General features: G+C 61.2%; 19 protein-coding genes. 9 read left to right on the top strand and 10 right to left on the bottom strand.

Going from position 1 to position 17856, the window contains the following annotated elements:
• The first annotated feature begins 78 nt into the window (after positions 1-78).
• Positions 79-1008 carry a helix-turn-helix domain-containing protein gene (locus HAP41_RS06495; protein ID WP_224580944.1) on the top strand — a complete coding sequence of 310 codons (930 nt, stop codon included), beginning with the start codon at positions 79-81 and terminating at the stop codon, positions 1006-1008.
• A 1634-nt stretch (positions 1009-2642) separates the two neighbouring features.
• On the opposite strand, the gene HAP41_RS06485 is transcribed toward HAP41_RS06495, so the two are convergent.
• Complete coding sequence (locus HAP41_RS06485; protein WP_166104134.1) at positions 2643-3059, bottom strand: PRC-barrel domain-containing protein; 417 nt, start codon at positions 3057-3059, stop codon at positions 2643-2645.
• A 129-nt stretch (positions 3060-3188) separates the two neighbouring features.
• Here HAP41_RS06485 and HAP41_RS06480 point away from each other — a divergent pair, with 129 nt between their 5' ends.
• Positions 3189-3392, top strand: a complete 204-nt coding sequence (locus HAP41_RS06480) for a CsbD family protein (protein WP_166104138.1) — start codon at positions 3189-3191, stop codon at positions 3390-3392.
• A 383-nt stretch (positions 3393-3775) separates the two neighbouring features.
• On the opposite strand, the gene HAP41_RS06475 is transcribed toward HAP41_RS06480, so the two are convergent.
• Positions 3776-4027 carry a hypothetical protein gene (locus HAP41_RS06475; protein WP_166104141.1) on the bottom strand — a complete coding sequence of 84 codons (252 nt, stop codon included), beginning with the start codon at positions 4025-4027 and terminating at the stop codon, positions 3776-3778.
• 822 nt (positions 4028-4849) lie between these two features.
• Here HAP41_RS06475 and HAP41_RS06470 point away from each other — a divergent pair.
• Positions 4850-5005: a hypothetical protein gene (locus tag HAP41_RS06470; RefSeq protein WP_166104144.1), complete on the top strand. Its 156-nt coding sequence runs from the start codon at positions 4850-4852 to the stop codon at positions 5003-5005.
• A gap of 490 nt (positions 5006-5495) precedes the next feature.
• Here HAP41_RS06470 and HAP41_RS06465 read toward each other — a convergent pair whose 3' ends face one another.
• The gene (locus HAP41_RS06465) at positions 5496-5915 is read right to left on the bottom strand and encodes a helix-turn-helix domain-containing protein (RefSeq protein WP_166104147.1); all 420 of its coding nucleotides are present in this window, start codon (positions 5913-5915) and stop codon (positions 5496-5498) included.
• 218 nt (positions 5916-6133) lie between these two features.
• Between HAP41_RS06465 and HAP41_RS06460 the strand changes: the two genes are divergently transcribed.
• From HAP41_RS06460 to HAP41_RS06450, 3 genes are all read left to right on the top strand, one after another.
• On the top strand, positions 6134-7033 hold the full coding sequence (locus HAP41_RS06460; RefSeq protein WP_166104150.1) for an Abi family protein: 900 nt from the start codon (positions 6134-6136) through the stop codon (positions 7031-7033).
• A 475-nt stretch (positions 7034-7508) separates the two neighbouring features.
• Positions 7509-7652 carry a hypothetical protein gene (locus HAP41_RS06455; protein WP_166104153.1) on the top strand — a complete coding sequence of 48 codons (144 nt, stop codon included), beginning with the start codon at positions 7509-7511 and terminating at the stop codon, positions 7650-7652.
• Positions 7653-7760: 108 nt separating this feature from the next.
• Complete coding sequence (locus HAP41_RS06450; protein WP_224580945.1) at positions 7761-8258, top strand: hypothetical protein; 498 nt, start codon at positions 7761-7763, stop codon at positions 8256-8258.
• Between the two features lie 562 nt (positions 8259-8820).
• Here the strand turns inward: HAP41_RS06450 and HAP41_RS06445 are convergent.
• From HAP41_RS06445 to HAP41_RS06435, 3 genes are all read right to left on the bottom strand, one after another.
• Positions 8821-9204, bottom strand: a complete 384-nt coding sequence (locus HAP41_RS06445; RefSeq protein WP_028147401.1) for a PLDc N-terminal domain-containing protein — start codon at positions 9202-9204, stop codon at positions 8821-8823.
• A 409-nt stretch (positions 9205-9613) separates the two neighbouring features.
• Entirely contained in the window at positions 9614-9841 is a 228-nt protein-coding gene (locus tag HAP41_RS06440; protein ID WP_084795314.1) for a DUF3551 domain-containing protein, read from the bottom strand.
• Between the two features lie 919 nt (positions 9842-10760).
• Positions 10761-12821, bottom strand: coding sequence for an ATP-binding protein (locus HAP41_RS06435; protein ID WP_166104158.1), 2061 nt, complete (start codon positions 12819-12821; stop codon positions 10761-10763).
• 203 nt (positions 12822-13024) lie between these two features.
• Between HAP41_RS06435 and HAP41_RS06430 the strand changes: the two genes are divergently transcribed.
• The 3 genes from HAP41_RS06430 to HAP41_RS06420 are packed head-to-tail and all read left to right on the top strand — an operon-like array spanning position 13025 to position 15695.
• Complete coding sequence (locus HAP41_RS06430; RefSeq protein WP_063985871.1) at positions 13025-13687, top strand: FABP family protein; 663 nt, start codon at positions 13025-13027, stop codon at positions 13685-13687.
• A 19-nt stretch (positions 13688-13706) separates the two neighbouring features.
• Positions 13707-14417, top strand: a complete 711-nt coding sequence (locus HAP41_RS06425) for a RibD family protein (RefSeq protein WP_166104162.1) — start codon at positions 13707-13709, stop codon at positions 14415-14417.
• Between the two features lie 9 nt (positions 14418-14426).
• The gene (locus HAP41_RS06420) at positions 14427-15695 is read left to right on the top strand and encodes a flavin monoamine oxidase family protein (RefSeq protein WP_166104165.1); all 1269 of its coding nucleotides are present in this window, start codon (positions 14427-14429) and stop codon (positions 15693-15695) included.
• A gap of 31 nt (positions 15696-15726) precedes the next feature.
• On the opposite strand, the gene HAP41_RS06415 is transcribed toward HAP41_RS06420, so the two are convergent.
• From HAP41_RS06415 to HAP41_RS06400, 4 genes are all read right to left on the bottom strand, one after another.
• Complete coding sequence (locus tag HAP41_RS06415) at positions 15727-16044, bottom strand: hypothetical protein (protein ID WP_166104168.1); 318 nt, start codon at positions 16042-16044, stop codon at positions 15727-15729.
• A 121-nt stretch (positions 16045-16165) separates the two neighbouring features.
• Positions 16166-16741, bottom strand: coding sequence for a cysteine hydrolase family protein (locus HAP41_RS06410; RefSeq protein WP_166104173.1), 576 nt, complete (start codon positions 16739-16741; stop codon positions 16166-16168).
• A gap of 133 nt (positions 16742-16874) precedes the next feature.
• Positions 16875-17222: a DUF3088 domain-containing protein gene (locus HAP41_RS06405; protein WP_166104176.1), complete on the bottom strand. Its 348-nt coding sequence runs from the start codon at positions 17220-17222 to the stop codon at positions 16875-16877.
• Positions 17223-17277: 55 nt separating this feature from the next.
• On the bottom strand, positions 17278-17853 hold the full coding sequence (locus HAP41_RS06400; RefSeq protein WP_166104179.1) for a hypothetical protein: 576 nt from the start codon (positions 17851-17853) through the stop codon (positions 17278-17280).
• Between the last annotated feature and the right edge of the window lie 3 nt (positions 17854-17856).

Raw genomic sequence — 17856 nt, 5'->3', positions numbered from 1 at the left:
GCGCGTTGCAAAGTACCGGTCGTCAGGCGGTGAAAAGCCGAAGGCAATCCTGTGCGCCTCGTCAGCGGAGGTGTGCGGATGCACCAGTCGGACCAAAATACCGCGCTCTCACGAATAGGGCGGGTTAGTTTGGGGCCAGTCGCTAAAATCGAGTGGCATCAGCGACGCCCTGATGCACATCTTCCATTTTTGGTTAAACGGATGTCTTGGGCGTGGTTGTCTGCCGAGCTTGTTCGCCTTCAACCAACGGAATTGAAATACCGAGTGAAGGGAGATGCAGCTTATTTAGCGCTGCATGATTTTGTTCGCTCTGATGGGGAGACGACTATAAACGGGGGGAGCCGTTCGACGCTTACTGACCTTCGAGATAAATTAACGTTCGCGCCGATCGGATCTTCCGTGGAAGGTTGGAATTGCTTCAAAGGCCGGATGTCGTCGGTCTTTGCGGTTCATCTCGCCCCTCCCACATCAGACCAATCCGCAAGCGACATCTCAAATATTCCTCCATCTTTGTACTTCGAGCATAGCAATCTTAAAGCTACGCTCCAAAAACTCCAAAGCGCCTTGGATGGCTCAGGCATAGATGACCATGCATATGCGGAGACGCTCGGACTATTGCTTTTGTGGGAACTACGGCACGCTGCTGACTCAAAGTACTCGCAACTGAACCCAGTTCGCGGAGGTTTAACTGTACTTCAATTGAGACGCATCAAGGATTTTGTTGATGCTCACATTTCGAAAGTAATCGGGGTATCCGATCTAGCGAACTTGCTAGGACTGAGCCAGTTCCACTTTATTCGGGCGTTTAAACACTCAGTTGGGCTTTCGCCCTATCAGTACGTCCTTTCCGAGCGGATCAATGTTGCAAAAGAGATTTTGTCGAAAAGCGATCTATCGATGGCCGACGTGGCGCTCGCGGCGGGGTTTAGCGATGCATCCCAACTGAACCGCGTGTTTCGAAAGTTGGTTGGAGTTACGCCAACCGCCTTTCGGCGCGAGAGTGGCTAGCGTTGGCTCGTTGAGCAGGCGGGCCACATTTGCGCATATGGAAGGCCGCAGACATCTCTGCGACCTCTTGTTATCCGGAACGCCCGCGGCGATCACCACCCGCGATAGTATCTACGGACATAGTGCGCGTATGCGGGGCGAACAACCTGCCGGTAATATGCGGGAGCATAATAGCTCGATGCGTATCCGCCGTAGTATGCCGTAGCGAGCCAAAAGGACCACTCTCCCCATGACCCAGGCTGACAGCGTGCATAGCACGCCACCCACAAACACGTCTGCAAGTATACCCACGGAAGCACCAAGGAAGTCCCAGGGTGAGCTTTCGCGGCTTGCCATTCTGGCGCGGCATGCTCCTTCTTCGGTAACGCCGTGATGTACTCGCCGGCGTCGAGCAGCGTCAGCAGTACGCGATCGCCAATCTTGATCGGATCCTCGAAAGGCCGCCCCCAGCCTCGTTCGGTCATTCTTTGCGCTTCACCTCGACAACATTGCGCTCCGGCATCCCGGTCACGTCAGTAGGATCGCCCGGATCAGTCCGATTGCAAATAGGAGAACGGCCCCGGCGCGACGGGGGCATGGGCCGGGGCCGCCACTTCCAGCCGGCGATCGGCGGAGACGCCGGCGAGAGGAAAGCGGCGCGGGGAACCTTTGGTTCCTACGCCAATATAGCTTCAGAGCCGAGCAACCGGACGTAAGTCCCGCTCTCGTGCAGCTCGAGCCAACCGCGCTCGACCGCGTGCCTGATGCCGGCTTCAGCGTGAACAGGAACGGCGCGTTGATCCGCTCGATGTAGATGCGGCCGTCTTGGACAGCCTCGACGGTGACTGCGAGCTCTACCAACTTGCGTGCAGCCGCTTCCGGGTTCGCATAGGGTCGTTCTTCGGCTCGCTTCATCGGCGTGTCCCATTGGCCGCCTGCGCGGCGGTAATGCGTTGGCGCCGATTGCACCGAACAGTGACGGGCAGCGGCTGGCGGGCCGCCCCCTGAGCATCACATGCCGCGACTACTTGCGGCCTGGGTTGCCGAGCATCAACACCTCCGTGCTGACAAGAGCGCAGTCGTCGCACCTGAACAGCCGGCATTCGGCTTGATCGCCTACGTGCCTCATTGGCTGCAAGCAAAGCTCACACCGATGGACGGGAATAGCGCGGCCGCCATCGCTGAGAATCAGCTTCATTATCAGTCCCCCCTGCGCCTTTGCGCATAGGAATCTGATTCGTGCCGAAGTGGAAGATCCCAGGCAATGCGCCGCCGGCTCGAAAATACGCTGTCCCGGCCGCAATGCTCGGACCAGCCCCGAGGTGGAGGGACAAAAATCTCGGATGCTCATTGGTGTAGAACGACGATGCGAAGATTCAAGGAAATCAACCCGATGCGGCCATGGAGCCGCCGCCTTCACGTATTCCCGGCGTTGAGCAACGTCACCAGTACGAGATCACCAATCCGATTGGATCCTCGAAACGCCGACCCCAGCCTCGTTAGGTCATTCCCTCCGTTTCGGCTCACGTCCCGCGGCGGCGATGGCGCGTTCAACCTCGGCGGAATTGCTGGTTGAGCGTGGGAAGCGCTAGAGCAGCGAGCAGCCTCGCTGCCTAGCTGGCGACTGTCGCCACAGGCCCTTTCGACAGAGTTACCTAGTACTTGAACTCTGGCATCGACTTGAGTTGGTCTTTCGTGACGTTGATAACGGCGCGATCGGGAAACCATTCGCGCGCAGTCTCGGACGTCATTCCTTCGGTCGTTTTCCCAGCCTTATTAGCGAATTTGAGGCTGTTCATCGCGACCAGCACATAATGCGTGCCCATTCCCAAAAAGCCGCCAGCCTCGATGACAAGACCCCTCACCCGGCCCTGAGAGTCGATGATGATGTCATAGACGTCGCCGACTTTGTCGTTGGCTTCATTGTAAACGTTGACGCCCTTCATTTTTGCTGCGCTCCAGTCTCCCGCAGCGGCGATTGGTGCGGCTGCTTCGGACGCCGTGTGAGCAGGAGTCTGCGCGAACGCCGCGGAAGCAAAGAGCAGAGCAGCGACGGTGGCCAATGTTCTCACGATATCCTCCCTAGCTGGAACCTTAAAAACAGAAGCGCTCGGCATTCGTTCCTAGTGATGAGCAGGAACGGCTTTCACGATTATTCGTTGGTGCTGCACCGAGTAAACCGATTAACAAGAGGCAGCGTCATGGATTGGAACCAGGTCGAGGGAAACTGGAAACAGGTCAAAGGCAAGATCAAAGAGCAATGGGGAAAGCTCACTGATGATGATCTCGACGTGATCAATGGGAAGCGAGATCAACTCGAAGGCAAAATTCAGGAGCGATACGGCTATCAGAAAGACCAGACGAAGAAAGAGGTCGATGATTGGTACGGTCGTCAGACTTGGTGAGCAATCGACCCCGCTTCGGCGGGGTTCGTTTATCGGAGACACCCCAGATCGTCACGCCGCCGAAGAGGGCCCCGGCTGGGGGCAGGTGAGGGGACGGGCCGGGCCGCTTGCCAGCTCGGGGCGAGCTAGCGAACTTTAAAACGGCGACCGCCCCCGCGGCTCCTAGCCGTCCGCCAGCAAATTTTGACCCGTCGCCTTGAGCGCGCCATAGGTGCAGCTCGAGCCAACCGCGCTCGACCGCGAAGCTGATGCCTGCGGCGAACTCCGGTCCGGTGGCCTTCAGCTTGTAGAGGAAAAGGGCGTTGATCTTCTCGATATGAATGCGGTCCTGGACCGGGCGGGATGTTGTCGGCGAGCTCGACGAGCTTGCTTGCGGGAAAAACTCACCCGCCGCGGTGGTTGTGGGTGTGGAGCGTGGTGCGGTTGCCGGTCAGCTTCTCCACGTAGTCATCGATCGCGGAGACCAACTCGTCGGCGGGCTCACCTGCATTCTTGCCGGAGATGAGATACTTTCGTAGCCGATCGAGTTCGGCCAGATCTGCCTTGACGGCTTCGGCCCGCGCTTCTTCCGCACGCTGGCGCATTCGCTCTTGATGGTAGGCCTTCGCGGCCGCTCTGTTCTCTGCCTTGGTCATGGCTAGAGGGTAGGGGTGAATCAGGTGCGGAGCCAGCCGCTGGATTTTGCAAGGACGCCCCGGTCGATCACAACGGATTGGTCAATAGGGCAGCGACGGGAGCCTCATCCGTAAAATCCTACAACGAACCGAATGGCAAAAAACGCCCCTGCGGCCACGGCAGCGGTCGCGGCTATCGCGAAGGTCACTCTCAGGCTCTCGATCATGGGTCGCTGTCGGGATGCCTTCAGGGTAGGGGCTGAAGCAACATAAATGTTGGATGTTCAGGTTCCTGGGGGCGCCGCAGACATGGCTTATTTGCTTCTGAGCCCGAGCGCGACTAGGCGGCGGATGGCCCCCAATTGGTCTTCGAGGATCAGGGTGCCGAGTCCGAAGAATGTCGCGCCGCCGATCCAGAGCGCTTCCATCGCCGTCTCCAACACTGTGGTGCGGGCCAGGCTCCCGACTGTCGCGTTTAGATCGGTTTGCCGGGCCAATATTTCGACGTTGTCAGAATCCAGTGCTTCGCCTCCACCTCCGTCGCGAAGTCTCCAATGTGGGAAATCGGACCAACACCGGTTGCCACGGCGACAAACCAGCGGCCGCCTTTTGTTATTTGAGGTTCGAAGCTGGGGAAGGGCTTTGGGACCCGCGCGGCTTTGTCGGTTCGTAGGTCGTCGGTCATTTCTTCTTCAGATCGGGGCGCTGCACTCTTCGGTGATGCCCGGCATGAGTTGCTGGGGGTCTTTCGAATGGTGCTCGCTGAACAGATCGGGAGGGCGGCATGAACATCAGCCCCCACCGGCCGACGAGATCGACAATGCACTGTTCGAGCTCCGTCAAATGACAATCGTCGGCATTCGAGTGCTGGATGGCTTGGGTGAGACTTTCCATCAAGCCTATGGAGAGGCCTCCGAAGTGCTGTCGTTCTGTCTGCACGACATCCTGGCGCGCACGACGAAGCTCGAGGATCCGGTGCAGACTGTGCCAAAGAAATAACGCAGTAAGCGCGGCCATAGGAAGCACGAGCCCGGCCCCGCGCCGGGCTTTTTACGGATGCCGACGGCACCAATTGGCAGGATATTCCGCCGCGACAAACCCGGCGTTTCCAGCGGCTTCATCGCGCTATGGGCGGGCCGCCACCAAACCGGCGACGCAGACAATCGACGCGAATGGAAGCGCAAACTTCGCTCTAGCCGCGCCGTTTTCGCCATGAGCGAACCATTAGCAAAAAGAACCCGATGACGGTCAAGGCCACCGCAGAGGGTCTGATGACGCCGGCGTCGCCACCACGAACAAGGCAACGAAAGTAATCGCCCCGAGAATGAATCGGTGCCAGCCACTTCCCGCCGCGCCAGGCAGACGAATCAGGATCGGGCAGCCGACTATGAGCAAGAGCATTTCGAGGGATTGCGCGGAAGCAGCGGGAAAACGGTCTAGTCCGGAGTGATCAGGTGCCGGGGCAGTACATGCTTTGCGAGATCGAACGTTAACGATCGGCCTTCGGCGTGAGTGACCAATACCCGCGCCCTTTCTCATCAGAATTCACGATAAGACCTTTGGCCTTAAGCCTGTGAAGATGCGTCCGGAATGTCACGGGCTTCAAATTGTATCTCACGGTTCGCGCTGCCGCGAGCAGATCAGCCGAAGAAACAGGAACCTCCTTCCTCCGCAATGTTTGCAAAATTTCCTGCTCGACGACGATTTTACTGAAGCTGTTTTTCCGAGTGGTCGCGCCTGCGGTGAAAACTTCGCTTTTCGTGCGTTGCAAGATGCGGACAAGGGCGTGCCGTTCAGCATTCAAGTCTGAAATCTTGAGGTCGATAGCACGAATTTCGGCCTCTAGTTTTGGTATCAAATTACCCTTTTCGTCCGAAGGCATCTGTTTCAGAACTTTTTTTTGCAACAAGATTGGACCGAATAGTATAGGAATTGCGAGGGCTTGACAACAGCCGTTTTATAAGTTAGCAACCGCAACAGCGGATTGCTAAAAATTAAAGCAACCTTCGGGCCGCTTGTTTGTTGCAAAGTAGCAAGCGATCCCCATTATGCGAACCAACAACGCCTCCCACGCCTCTCGAAGAAGCGCCTCAGGGGGGTTTTTTTTGAGCAGATTCCAGTTCGCCATTGAAGCGCAAGTTCGACAAGCCACCACTTCTAATACCCGCACAGCGTGAGCTTTTGGCTGAGCGAGGCTTGGTGGTTGGAGACACGGCTCATGTCGAGCATTACCTCAATTTCATCGGCTACTTTCGGCTGAGCGGCTATCTTCGATTCTATATCGATCCAGCCGATCCCGGCGACAAGCTTTTCCTAAAAGATACGAAGTTCCAGGATGCGCTAGACCTGTATGTGTTTGATCGTAAGTTGAGAGTGCTGCTGCTTGATGTGCTAGAGCGCATAGAGATCGCGATTAAGTCTACGATGACCAACGTTGGTTCCATCAATGATGGGGCGATGTGGCTTTGTAATGCCGCGAATTTCGATCATGGAAGACACGGTCAAATCGCGACCGTTCTTAACGAGTGCTTGGGCGGCGATCCTGAGAACCATCAACATTCGTTTATTGCTAAGTTTTGTACCGAGCATTCAGATCCATATCCGCCGTGCTGGATGTTGATGGAGGCACTTTCGTTTGGAGCAGTCTCCAAAATCTACAAACTCGCGAAGGGGCACCTCCGCCAAAAAGTTGCGGAAGCCTTTAGGGTCCAGCACGATGTGCTGGAAAGTTGGCTGCATGCACTATCAACGGGCCGGAATGTTTGCGCCCATCACGGTAGGGTTTGGAATCGAGCATTTACGATTTGGCCAAAAATACCAAAATCGTACCGCGCCATCTGGCCTGCTGCGTCCCAAGACAAACTTTATGTGCTGTGTGCAATCATCCATCACATGATGGAGCGTATTGCGGACGGGTCCCAATGGTCCGAACGTCTCAAGCAGACCATAGCGGTAGCACCAGTCGATATCAGCCACATGGGGTTTCCAGCGGACTGGGCCGAACAGCCTTTCTGGGCCGCCTCCTGATTTCAACGAGCTTCCAATACCCCTTCCTTCCATTGCCGCGAAACCGGATGCTGCAAGGCTGCGTCGGCGGCCATCAGATATTGCTCGCCGTTGCTAATGGCGGTTGTTTTCGCGCCAAGCTCATCTCGCCGGCGCGGGGCGAAAGATGCGAGCAGCGATATGATGGTAGGATACTGGCTTAGCGAAGGAGCCGGTCCCGTGGTGCTGAAGCCCGGCGTACGGCCGGGTGGGTAAGCATCGAGAGTTCTGACGCCTATGTTGGTATCAAAGTTGGTACGACAAGTTCGTTCAGTGACGGAAATCGTTACAATTCAATACGTTGCCGGTCGAATGAAAAGCCGCCCCTGGGCACCATCCTGGTGTTTGCCCTCGTTCTCCGGCATCCGCTGACGCCAATTTCTCCGGCCTATTCCAGGAATGCCACGCATCGTGGCTGAGCGCGAACCTTGGTTTAGCGGGCGCGGTGCTGCTGACGATGCTCATTCATGGCTGCGCCCGCTTCAAGGCGGAATGCAACGATGATTTCCGCCCGCTCCAGGAGCCAAACCTCATCGTCGTCGCCATCGCGGTCGCCGTTCTGATGACGTTCTTCCAGTGGTTGATCACCACGGGCGGATGACGAGAGCGGCCGAATCAAGTTGCAGGGTTCGGCGATGCAACTTCAATCGGCGCGTGATATCCTCGTCTCGGGGGATGGAATGGACTGTCCCTCCGCATCTGGAAGGACATGGCCATGACGTTGTCGTCACGCTTCGTTGCGCGTCCCGCTGTCACATTCCCGTCGATTGCACTGTTGCTGTGCGGCCTGAGCGGCACGGCAATGTCTCAACCGACGCCCACCGAGACCCAGCTTCCCAGCATCACGGTCGACGCGCCGAGACAGGTGGCAAGGCCGCACAAGCCAACGCATCACGTGGCCACCCGCAGCACCGGGTATCGGACATCGCCAGCCATATCGACGGCCGCGGCGGCGCCGATGTCGGATGCCGCGAGGCTCGCCAAGCTCGAACGCGAAACGAGCAGCTGTGCCGGCGGTTGCCAATCGAGCTTCAAGACGGGAAATCAGCCTTGGGTCGGCTGCAACGCTTCGGGCGGCGTGTACTCCTTCACGTGCCGGAACGTCGGCAACTTCAAGACTTACGACGAGTGCAAGGAAGCCGGACGGGTCACCGGCTGGCGATCGGGCGAGACCTCGGCGTATTGCAGCAGCCTGGCGTTGAAGTAGGGACGGCTGGGGGTTGAGGAGGCTCGTCGGCTAGGCCAGCCTCCTCCGATCGGACTGGGCACAGTCGCCCGCGCATCGTCGATTGTTGATGCGAGAGCGCTCCGGTGGGCAACCTGCAAACCCGCAAGACGAAGTCTGCCTTCTAATTCCCTTTGGGCCCGGGCGGTCCGATCGGGCCTGCAGGTCCGGCCGGCCCTGGAGGACCCGCTGGCCCGGGGAGGCCGCAATTCTGTATCACCACGTCTCTCGTATCTGGTCCGGACGTGATCTTTATGATGCAAGTCGATGGAAACTCCGGTCCAATCCACCGAAATCCTCCGGTCGAAGTGCTCTCGACTTTCACGGTTTTGCTCGGACTGATCTTGATTTCCACGCTGGGCTCGCGGGGCCGTCTTACTCTTCCGACGATGACCAACTCGCCCTGCGATATGGTGGCGGTTGTTATGAATATTTCCGCATGCGCGCTTTCAGTCCACGCAATTGCAAAGCCGGCAATAAGAGCTCCAACGGTGCCAAAAGGCTTTGCGAACATCATGGGCCTCCCCGCTTCCCTCACCGATGGTTAGGAGACCAGTTTGGTGCGAAGGCGCCCGTACTCGGTGTCGGTTATGGATCCCGATTTTTTGAGCTGATCGAGCTTGGAAAGCTCGTCGGCGACACTAAAGCCGACGATGTGCCGTAATTCCTCGCGCGCCCGCTGAGCCTGCTCAGCGCTGCGTTCCGCCATCCCCCTGCCTTGGGTGATGAGGTAAGCAAAGATGCCGAGGTAGGAGGTCAGAACAAGTGCAAGCACCCACAGTGCCTTACCCCATCCGGAAATGTCGTGGCGCCTGAACAGGTCGCCATAGATGACAATGAGCAGCCAGAACCAAACGACAAATGCGAATACAGCAATTATATCCATCAGAAAATTTCGATATGTGAATCCTTCCTGAGCGAAGAACATTGCGATCCCCTTATTGAGTTGCCGTTCTCGATCTTTCCTGTAGGCCAGTCGCACGGCCCGCTACGCGAAGGCTCAACGGCAGTACCGATGCGACACGCGGTGCGACCTTCCGCTGGTCGAGCGGTACCAGCAGTTGCCGTTCCTCCAATAATATCGATGCCAATGTTGATGTCGCCGGTGGGCGCCCGCGATGGCTCCGGCCGTCGCCCCTATGGCAGCGCCGCGGCGACCACCAACAGCACCACCGATGACGGCACCTCGAAGCGCACTCTGAGCAAATGATTCGCTGGAAGGGACCATTCCTGCGAACGAGAGCAGGATGACGAACAGTGCAAGCTTTCGCATCGGGGGGCATCCCTTGATTGACCGCTTCTGCCATGCCGTGCCGCCGAATAGCTCCGAGCGCTGATTAGCGCCGCCGCGGAGCGGCATAGCGCGGGTTGATGCCGCAATATGCGTTCGTGCCAGAAGCAGCAGCCAGGCATTGCGAGCGGGTGGCGAACTGACAATTGCCCGGAAAGCCCCAATTGCGACCTCGCAGGCAGTATCGATCCGCCTCGGCAGCTCGGACTGGCTCCAAAAAAGCAAGGAATACAGCGGCAGTGAGTAACGTCAGCATCGGAGCGACACGATGCATATCGATCTCCGTGGATGGATGGAGGCGAATATACTGGCGGCGCGAGGGGAATACCGCCAGTAAAAGCCCTTGCCAGACGCTGGGGCGTTTATTGATGCTACCTGGCGCGAAAAGCGCTCATGCTATTCAGGCTCGGAACCGCTTGTAGGTAAACGTAACAATTGCCATTGCGTGTCCTTGAATGCGGACTGCTGGCCGGATGACGTACGGCTTTCGGATAGCGAGCCCCGTTTCATCTGCGCCGCCTGCGGCAGGCGGGCGCCGATGTCGCGCCAGATGGAGCCGCAGAGACATGGTTCGGGGAGAACGATCCCGAGGGCGTGGCGTTTGAATATGAGGTTCTTGAATGAACCGGATCGGCCGCAGGACTATCTACGCCATGTCAGTAATCGTTGTGCTGTTGATCGTCTGGTAGATTCTCGCACCGCTTTGAAGGAGTGAGACGTCGTCGCGCAAGGCCAATGAACCTTGCATACTTGTAACGAGGCGGACACCGAAGCGCCTTCTGGGTGGCCAAATGCTGGCGGAATGTGAGGGCTTATAAAAGCCGACCCTGGCCCACGGAATTTACTCCGATGTTATTTCAAGCGGCGATTATTTGCCTGATCGTACTCAGCATCGGCGTTCTCGTCGCCCACGCGGTTGACGCTCTCAGAACGTAGTGAGCCCGCCAGCGTGAACCGGCGGGCCTCCACCTCGGTCTTCTCAGTTCACGCCCAGAGTCTGGCGTTGAAGTAGATGCGGCTGGGGTTGAGGAGGTTTGTCCGCTGGGCAGGAGGTTCGTCGGCTAGGCCAGCCTCCTCCGATCGGACTGGGCACAGTCGCCCGCGCATCGATAATCACGGCGTGATCGCCGATACATGTCATCGCACCGGCATGTCGCTTTCGCTCATGCGAGCTGCTCGCCCGCTTGCGTCGCCTACCGCCCCGCCTTCGCCAAGCCGGCCAGGCTCGCCGCCAGCTCATCGCTTCGGAACGGCTTCGTCAGCCGCGACAGGTCCGGCGTGATGCCTTCGTTGTTGGCGTAGCCTGACACGACGAGGATCTGGAGCTCGGGATATTGATTGCGCAGCGCGAGGCCGAGGTCTGTTCCGCTCATGCCGGGCATCAAATGGTCGGTGACGAGCAGGTTCGGCCGCAGGCCTTCCCTGACGCGCTGAAGCGCATCCTCCGCCGAGCCGGCTTCGACGACGTTGTAGCCGAGCTCGCCCAGCATCTCGGCGGTGCTCATGCGCACCAGCGGTTCGTCATCCACCAGCAGGGCCGTGCCGACGGGCTGTGGCAGCAGTTTTGATTGCGGGACGGCATCAATGGCGCCCGCAACGGCGTGGCTGACCGGCAGCCACAGCTCGACCGTCGTGCCCGCGCCCACGGCGCTCCTGATCGTCAGCGCGCCGCCGAGCTGTGACGCAAGGCCGTGGACCATCGAGAGGCCAAGACCGGTGCCTCGCCCGACGCCCTTGGTCGAGAAGAACGGTTCGACGGCGTGGGCCAGCGTGAACTCGTCCATGCCGATGCCGGTGTCGGCGACGGAGATGCAGACATAGGCGCCCGGTGCCAATTCCGAATTGTGAGAGTCTCCAACCGTGCGGGCCTTCGCCGAGATGCGCAACTTGCCGCCGTTTGGCATGGCATCCCTGGCGTTCACGCTGAGGTTCAGGATCGCCATCTCGATCTGGTTGGGATCGGCCATGGCCGCGGGAAGGTCTTCCGGCGTGTCCACCGTCACCTGGATCTGCGGCCCAGTCGTGCTCGAGATCAGGTCGCCCATCTCGGCAACGAGGAGGCCGATGTTGACGGGAATGGCCTGAAGCGGCTGCCGGCGCGCGAAAGCGAGCAGGCGCTGAACCAGCGTCTTGGCGCGCTCGGCCGCTTGCGCCGCGCCGGCGATGAGGCGATGCTCGCGCTCGCCGCCGATGCCCTTGCGCTGAAACAGGTCGAGCAGGCCGACGATCGGCGTGAGCAGATTGTTGAAGTCGTGCGCAACGCCGCCCGTGAGCTGGCCCATGGCCTCCATCTTCTGGGCCTGGCGGAGCGCTTCCTCGGCCTGCGCGAGTCGCGCCTGCTCCTCCAGGCGATCCGTCACGTCGACCCCGGTCAGGAACGCGCCGATCCGCGTGCCGTCCGGAGCGCGCAGCGCCTCGAACTTCATCTCGTAGACGCGGCGGTCGAACCGGGGATCGCCGAACTCATCGATGTTGGTGAAGGCTTCGCCGGCCAGCGCGCGGCTCCAGATCGCGGTCGCCGCAGCGAGATGCTCGGGCCGGTCGGCCAGAAATTCGTGCAGGGAACCGCCGATCTGCGGCCGCCTGCCGTAGATGCGCTGATAGGCATCGGCGCAGGACGTGTTGATCGCCAGCCAGCGATAATCGAGATCGAGCGCCTGGATCTGTCCGTCGGTGGTTTCCACGATCGTCGCCAGCAAATGACGTTCGGCGGTGCGTTCGGCGACGCGCTGCTCGAGGGTCGTGGTCAGCTCCCTGTATCGCGCTTCGCTCGCCCGCAGCCGCGTCTCGCCCAGCACGCGCTCCGTCGTCTCGGACACGATGCAAAGCACTCCGCCGACCGAGCCGTCATCGTCCCGCACGGCCGAGTAGGAGACGTCCCAGTAGCTGGTTTCGCCGTAGCCGTGGCGCTCGACGTAAAACGGACGATCCTTGGCGGCGAACGTTTTTCTGGTTCGGCGCACGCCTGATAGCAGCGGTTCGAGATCGTCCCACAGCTCGCCCCAGTTTTCGATCGCGGGGCGGCCGAGGGCGCGGGGGTGATTGGCGCCGATGCCCGGGGCGTAGGCGTCATTGTAGAGCGCGACGAAGTCGGGCCCCCAGAACAGGACGATCTGGGCTTGCGCGGCCAGCAGCATGCTGACCGTCGTTTTCAGCGCCTGAGACCAATCGCGGGGATGACCGAGCGGTGAATCCGACCAGTCGCGGGCGCTCATCATCGCGCCCAGCTTGCCTCCGTCAGCGAGGAAGCCCATTTCAATCGACCGCCGAGCAGCCTTTTCAGACAGCACCGGATCCCCCGCTACGCGTGACACGGGCGTCCTTGCCCATTCGAGCCAGCTTTCGAGGGCTCGTACTCAAGCGCAGATAACACCCGGCGCGCGCTCTGGTTCCATTCCAGTCGATTCCCGCCGTCCTTGTGCTATTGCTGCTCTCCGCAACTTGACGCGAGGTTCCCATGCTCCCCATTCCCGCAGACATCTTCACCGAGCCCGAGGACGTCTCGCCCGACGGCCTTGCCAATCTCGGCCCGCTCCGCCGTCTCGCAGGGAGCTGGCAGGCGGACAAGGGCATCGACATCAATCCGAAGGCGGAGGGGCCGGAGCGGCGGACCTTCATCGAGCGCATCCGCATGGACCCGATCGACCCGCAGGCCAACGGGCCGCAGCTGTTTTACGGGCTGCGCTATCACATCCACATCAACACGCCCGAGGAAGACATCACCTTCCACGACCAGGTCGGCTATTGGCTGTGGGAGCCCGCGACCGGGCTGATCATGCAGACGCTCGCGATTCCGCGCGGACAGGTCTTGCTCGCCTCGGGCAAGGCCGGGCCGGATGACAGGAAGATATCGGTCACGGCGAAGCGCGGCGACACCGCTTACGGAATCTGCTCGACCGATTTCCTGGAACAGGCCTTCCGCACCGACTCCTATCGCTGCGACATCACCTTCAACGATGACGGAAGCTGGAGCTATCTGATCCAGACCGAGTTGTTCGTGCGCGGCGCGCCGTTCAACCATCACGACAGCAACACGCTGAAGCTCGTCGCGCCGCCAAAACTCAATCCGCTCGCGGTGATCGTGAAGGATCGCGCCGGGCGCGATGGATCGGCGGCCTGAAGCGTACCCGGAGAATTGCATGAAGCCCTACGTCATTTGCCTGATGCACTCCAGCCTGGACGGCCGCACGCATCCCAGCCGCTGGCGGCCGAAGGGGGCGGGCACAGACTGGTTCGAGAAGATCCATGACGAACTCGGCGGCGACGCCTGGGTGATCGGCCGCGTCACCGGCTCCGAGTTCGCCAAGGGCAAGCCCTATCCCGCAACGGCGGGCGAGACATTTCCCCGCCAAAGCTGGTTCGCGCGGCGCGATGCCAAAACCTACGGCGTGGTGCTCGATGCACAGGGCAAGATCGGCTGGGGCCGGTCCGACATCGGCGGCGATCCGATCGTGGTGGTGCTGACCGAGAACGTGCCGGATTCGCATCTGGCCGGGCTGCGCGGCGAGGGTGTGTCCTATATCTTCGCCGGCAAGTCCGAGATCGACCTGGCGCTGACGCTGGACATCCTCAATCGCGAGTTAGGGGTGAAGCGCCTGCTGGTGGAGGGCGGCGGCGTCGCCAATGGCGCCTTCCTGCGCGCCGGCCTCATCGACGAATTCAACCTGATCCTCAGCCCCGCGATCGATGGCGCCAAGGGCGCACCCTTCGTGTTCGATTCGACGGACGCGGACAGCGACAAGCGCGCGCCGCTCGCCGCAATGACGCTGGAGAGCACGCGCGACCTCGGCGGTGGCGTTCTGCTGCTGCGGTATCTGATCAAGAACGACCCGCAAGCGATGCCCAAGTAAGGCATCGGCATGGGACAATTGGAGCACATCGTCATCGTCGGTGCCGGCGCGGCCGGGCTGATGGCGGCGCGCGAGCTGGCACGTGCGGGCAGGACGGTCACGATCCTGGAGGCGCGCGAGCGCTGCGGCGGGCGCATCGATCCGCTGCCGGCGTCGGAGTTCGGCTACCCCGCCGATGGCGGCGCCGAATTCGTCCATGGTGAGGCGCCGGTCACGCGCAAGCTGGTGCGCGAGGCGGGACTGTCGCTGCAGGAGATCGAAGGCACCCAGTGGAGTTTTGACGGCACGAGGCTCTCGCACGAACACCGTCACGATCCGCACGAGGCAGAGCTGTACGCCGCGCTGGGGGCGTTGAAGGATGACCTCACGGTTGCCGATTTCCTCCGCGGCCACTTCGCCGGGCCTGGGTATGACCGGCTGCGCCATTCGATCGAGCGCGTGGTCGAGGGCTACGACGCCGCCGACCCCGAGCGCGCCTCGACGCTGGCGCTGCGCGAGGAATGGATGGACGGCGGGCATCACACCCAGGCGCGCATCGTCGGCGGCTACGGTGCGCTGATCGATTTTCTGGCGAGCGAGTGCCGCGGGCTTGGCGTGACGTTTCGCTTCGGCCGCGCGGTGTCGGCGTTCGAGCAGACGGGCGGCGCGCTGGCCGTCCGCTGTGCCAGCGGCGACGTGCATGGCTGCGATCGCGCGGTCCTCACCGTTCCGCTGCCGTTGTTGCGCGAGATCGCGCTTCCGGAGCGCGCACGCGCGAAGGCTGCGGCAGCTGACGATATCGGCTTCGGCAGCGTGATAAAAATCCTGCTGCGGTTCGCGCGGCCGTGGTGGCGCGAGCGAAACGAAGATCTCGCGGACATGACCTTCCTGCTGTCGGACCAGTCGATTCCGGTGTGGTGGACGCGGCATCCGGACCAGCATCCCGTGCTCACCGGCTGGTTCGGCGGGCCGCGGACGGCCGAGCTCGCGAAGCTCGATCGGCAAGGGCTGATCGATGCCGGGGTCGATTCGCTTGCGGCCATCTTCGGCGTGTCGCGCGACGACATCGCGCGCGATCTCGTGGCGACTGCGGCGACCAACTGGCTGCACGATCCCTTCGCCCGCGGCGCCTATTCCTGGGCGACGCCGCGGACGCGCGAGGCCCAGGCGATCCTCGCGCGCGCCGACGGCCCGGTGCTGTTCTCCGGCGAAGCGCTCTATCGCGGCCGCGACATGGGGACGGTCGAGGCGGCGCTGGCGAGCGGGCTGGAGATTGCGGAGATGATTTTGCGGGGATGAAAAAAGGCCCGCACAAGGCGGGCCTTAACTCTCACCAGCGGCCGCCGCCGAAGCTGAACGTCACGCCGGGACCTCCGCCACCATAGTAGCCGTACGGTCCGCCGCCGTAATAGCCGTGGTGCCGCGGGTAATAGCCATAGTTCCGGTAGTGCGGACGATAGTAGCCGTGGTGGTGATGGCGCCATTGGTGATGGCGATGGCCGTGGTGGTGCCTGTGCTGCGCGCTGATGTCGGTGGACTGGCCGGCTGGCGCGTTCTGCTTCGCGCCGGCCTTGCCCGCCGCGTTGGCCGTGGATCCGCCGGCGAGCGCCGCTGCACCCACAGCCATCGCGACAAAGAGATACTTCATGTCATCACTCCAGTTGAGAAGTCGCGTGATAACAGATGGCTGTCCGCTGCGTTCCGGCCAGTGCGGGCGTCGAAACGACGCAGACGGAGTTCCGATCGACGTGTGAATGATGTGGCGCGATCTATTGTCGCATCGCTTCGAGCGAAGCGATCACGTCGGCGGCGCTGACGATGCGCGCAAATTCGCCGTTGAGATTCAACAACGTCATCGCATGAATCTCTTCAGCCGAATGCTTGTCGCCATCTGGTCCGATCCGGTCGAAGGTCCAGGTCGCATCGCGCACGAGGCTCGCGTCGAAACCGAGATTGCCGGCCATCCGCGTCGTCGTCTCGACGCAATGATTGGTGGTGGCGCCGCAGATCACGAGCGTCGTGATGTTGCCTGCGCGCAGGCGCGTCTCGAGATCGGTGCCGATGAACGCGCTGTTGACGCGCTTGACGATCACCGCCTCGCCCGGCGCTTCGCGCGCCTCGTCCTTGACCGCGTAGCCGGAGTTTTGCGGCAGGAACGACGAATTCGGCTTGGTGCCCTCGTGGCGGATGTGGAAGATCGGCGCGCCGCGCGTCCTGAATGCCTTGAGGAGATCGGCGATGCGCGCCACCGCGTCCGGATTGTTGCGCCGCTTGCCCGCAGCCTCCCATTCGTCGAATGCGCGCTGAACGTCGACGACGACGAGGGCGGGGAGGGGGCTGATCATGAGGAGCGGCTTCCAGACTTGCTTGCTGCGCGAAGTATGCGGGGCGACCGACGTGGCAGGCAATGTCGATTTTCCCTCGTTTCGCGACAGCTCTCGTGCCCCGGACACGGAGAGCTGCGCGAGTGCTCGGCCTTCACGGATGCGGATCGGGAAACCCGTGGCGTTCGGTGAGCGCGGCGAGGATCGCGTCCTTGTCGGCGATGAAGGCGCGGCCGTGGTGACTGCCGGTCTGGTACGGCGACGTCGTCCCGTCGGCCAGCACGAGCAGCGGCAGCGACTGGTTCTCGTCGCCGACCAGAGCGATCACCGGCAGCCTTGGCCGCGGCCATGCGATGCGCTCAACGTCGAGCTTTTCGGCGAGCTGCGGAAACGAGGCGAGCACGCCCTCGATCAGCGCGCAATGCCAGCAATAGAAGCGCTGGCCCGGAAAGGCGGGATCCTCGAAACCAGGGCGCAGCAGAAACAGGCGGTCGCGCGTCATGAATCGCTCCAAAGCATGGCGCGATCATACATGCCGGCAGTTGCTGATGATGCCGTTACTTGAACGGATCCTGGATCGATGGCGACGATTGCCGGATGCGGCGCACGCTCACCGGCTTGCCGTCGGAGACGAACAGCAGCTCGTATCGGCGGCCCTCGCTGTCGGTCGCCGTGCAGGTGACGTCCGTGACCTTCTTTGCGGCGAAATTGCCGGTCTGGCGGCAGACACCGGTCGAGGTCTGCTCGGCCGGCACCGGCAGGCCGTCGACCTTGGGGCGGTCCTTGGAATTGAGCAGCATGCGGTCGATTCGCAGCTCGTAGGAATTGTCGTCCGCGCGCTGGCCGTTCTCGCCGGAGAACGACACGACATGGTTGGCGTCGGAGGGATCGTCGACGGCGACCGCGAAATTGACCCGGCCCTTGTCACCATGGGCGTAAGCCACCGTCTTGCACGCGAAGGTGCGCCCCGCGACCTTCAGCGTCTTGCAGTGGCCCGACATCAGCGCCAGCAGGTCGATGAAGGCGTTCTGCGCCGGCGGGTTGTTGACGGGAATGGGCGCGGAAGACTCGGCAAAACAAGGGCTTGCGAGAGTCGCGAGGGCCGCGGCGAGGACCGGTCGGCGGAGGCGCATCAT

The sequence above is a fragment of the Bradyrhizobium barranii subsp. apii genome, assembly GCF_011516635.5.
Classification (GTDB): Bacteria; Pseudomonadota; Alphaproteobacteria; order Rhizobiales; family Xanthobacteraceae; genus Bradyrhizobium; species Bradyrhizobium barranii.
Note: the sequence above shows the minus strand (reverse complement) of the source record. Positions and strands in the feature narration are given on the sequence as shown.

What these genes read in the sequence shown, in the direction of transcription:
- HAP41_RS06495 (WP_224580944.1), top strand. Translation starts at nt 79, where the DNA reads ATGCACCAGTCGGACCAAAATACCGCGCTCTCACGAATAGGGCGGGTT.
- HAP41_RS06480 (WP_166104138.1), top strand. Translation starts at nt 3,189, where the DNA reads ATGGATTGGAACCAGGTCGAGGGAAACTGGAAACAGGTCAAAGGCAAG.
- HAP41_RS06475 (WP_166104141.1), bottom strand. Translation starts at nt 4,027, where the DNA reads ATGACCAAGGCAGAGAACAGAGCGGCCGCGAAGGCCTACCATCAAGAG.
- HAP41_RS06470 (WP_166104144.1), top strand. Translation starts at nt 4,850, where the DNA reads ATGACAATCGTCGGCATTCGAGTGCTGGATGGCTTGGGTGAGACTTTC.
- HAP41_RS06455 (WP_166104153.1), top strand. Translation starts at nt 7,509, where the DNA reads ATGCTCATTCATGGCTGCGCCCGCTTCAAGGCGGAATGCAACGATGAT.
- HAP41_RS06450 (WP_224580945.1), top strand. Translation starts at nt 7,761, where the DNA reads ATGGCCATGACGTTGTCGTCACGCTTCGTTGCGCGTCCCGCTGTCACA.
- HAP41_RS06445 (WP_028147401.1), bottom strand. Translation starts at nt 9,204, where the DNA reads ATGTTCTTCGCTCAGGAAGGATTCACATATCGAAATTTTCTGATGGAT.
- HAP41_RS06440 (WP_084795314.1), bottom strand. Translation starts at nt 9,841, where the DNA reads ATGCATCGTGTCGCTCCGATGCTGACGTTACTCACTGCCGCTGTATTC.
- HAP41_RS06435 (WP_166104158.1), bottom strand. Translation starts at nt 12,821, where the DNA reads ATGGGCTTCCTCGCTGACGGAGGCAAGCTGGGCGCGATGATGAGCGCC.
- HAP41_RS06430 (WP_063985871.1), top strand. Translation starts at nt 13,025, where the DNA reads ATGCTCCCCATTCCCGCAGACATCTTCACCGAGCCCGAGGACGTCTCG.
- HAP41_RS06425 (WP_166104162.1), top strand. Translation starts at nt 13,707, where the DNA reads ATGAAGCCCTACGTCATTTGCCTGATGCACTCCAGCCTGGACGGCCGC.
- HAP41_RS06420 (WP_166104165.1), top strand. Translation starts at nt 14,427, where the DNA reads ATGGGACAATTGGAGCACATCGTCATCGTCGGTGCCGGCGCGGCCGGG.
- HAP41_RS06415 (WP_166104168.1), bottom strand. Translation starts at nt 16,044, where the DNA reads ATGAAGTATCTCTTTGTCGCGATGGCTGTGGGTGCAGCGGCGCTCGCC.
- HAP41_RS06410 (WP_166104173.1), bottom strand. Translation starts at nt 16,741, where the DNA reads ATGATCAGCCCCCTCCCCGCCCTCGTCGTCGTCGACGTTCAGCGCGCA.
- HAP41_RS06405 (WP_166104176.1), bottom strand. Translation starts at nt 17,222, where the DNA reads ATGACGCGCGACCGCCTGTTTCTGCTGCGCCCTGGTTTCGAGGATCCC.
- HAP41_RS06400 (WP_166104179.1), bottom strand. Translation starts at nt 17,853, where the DNA reads ATGCGCCTCCGCCGACCGGTCCTCGCCGCGGCCCTCGCGACTCTCGCA.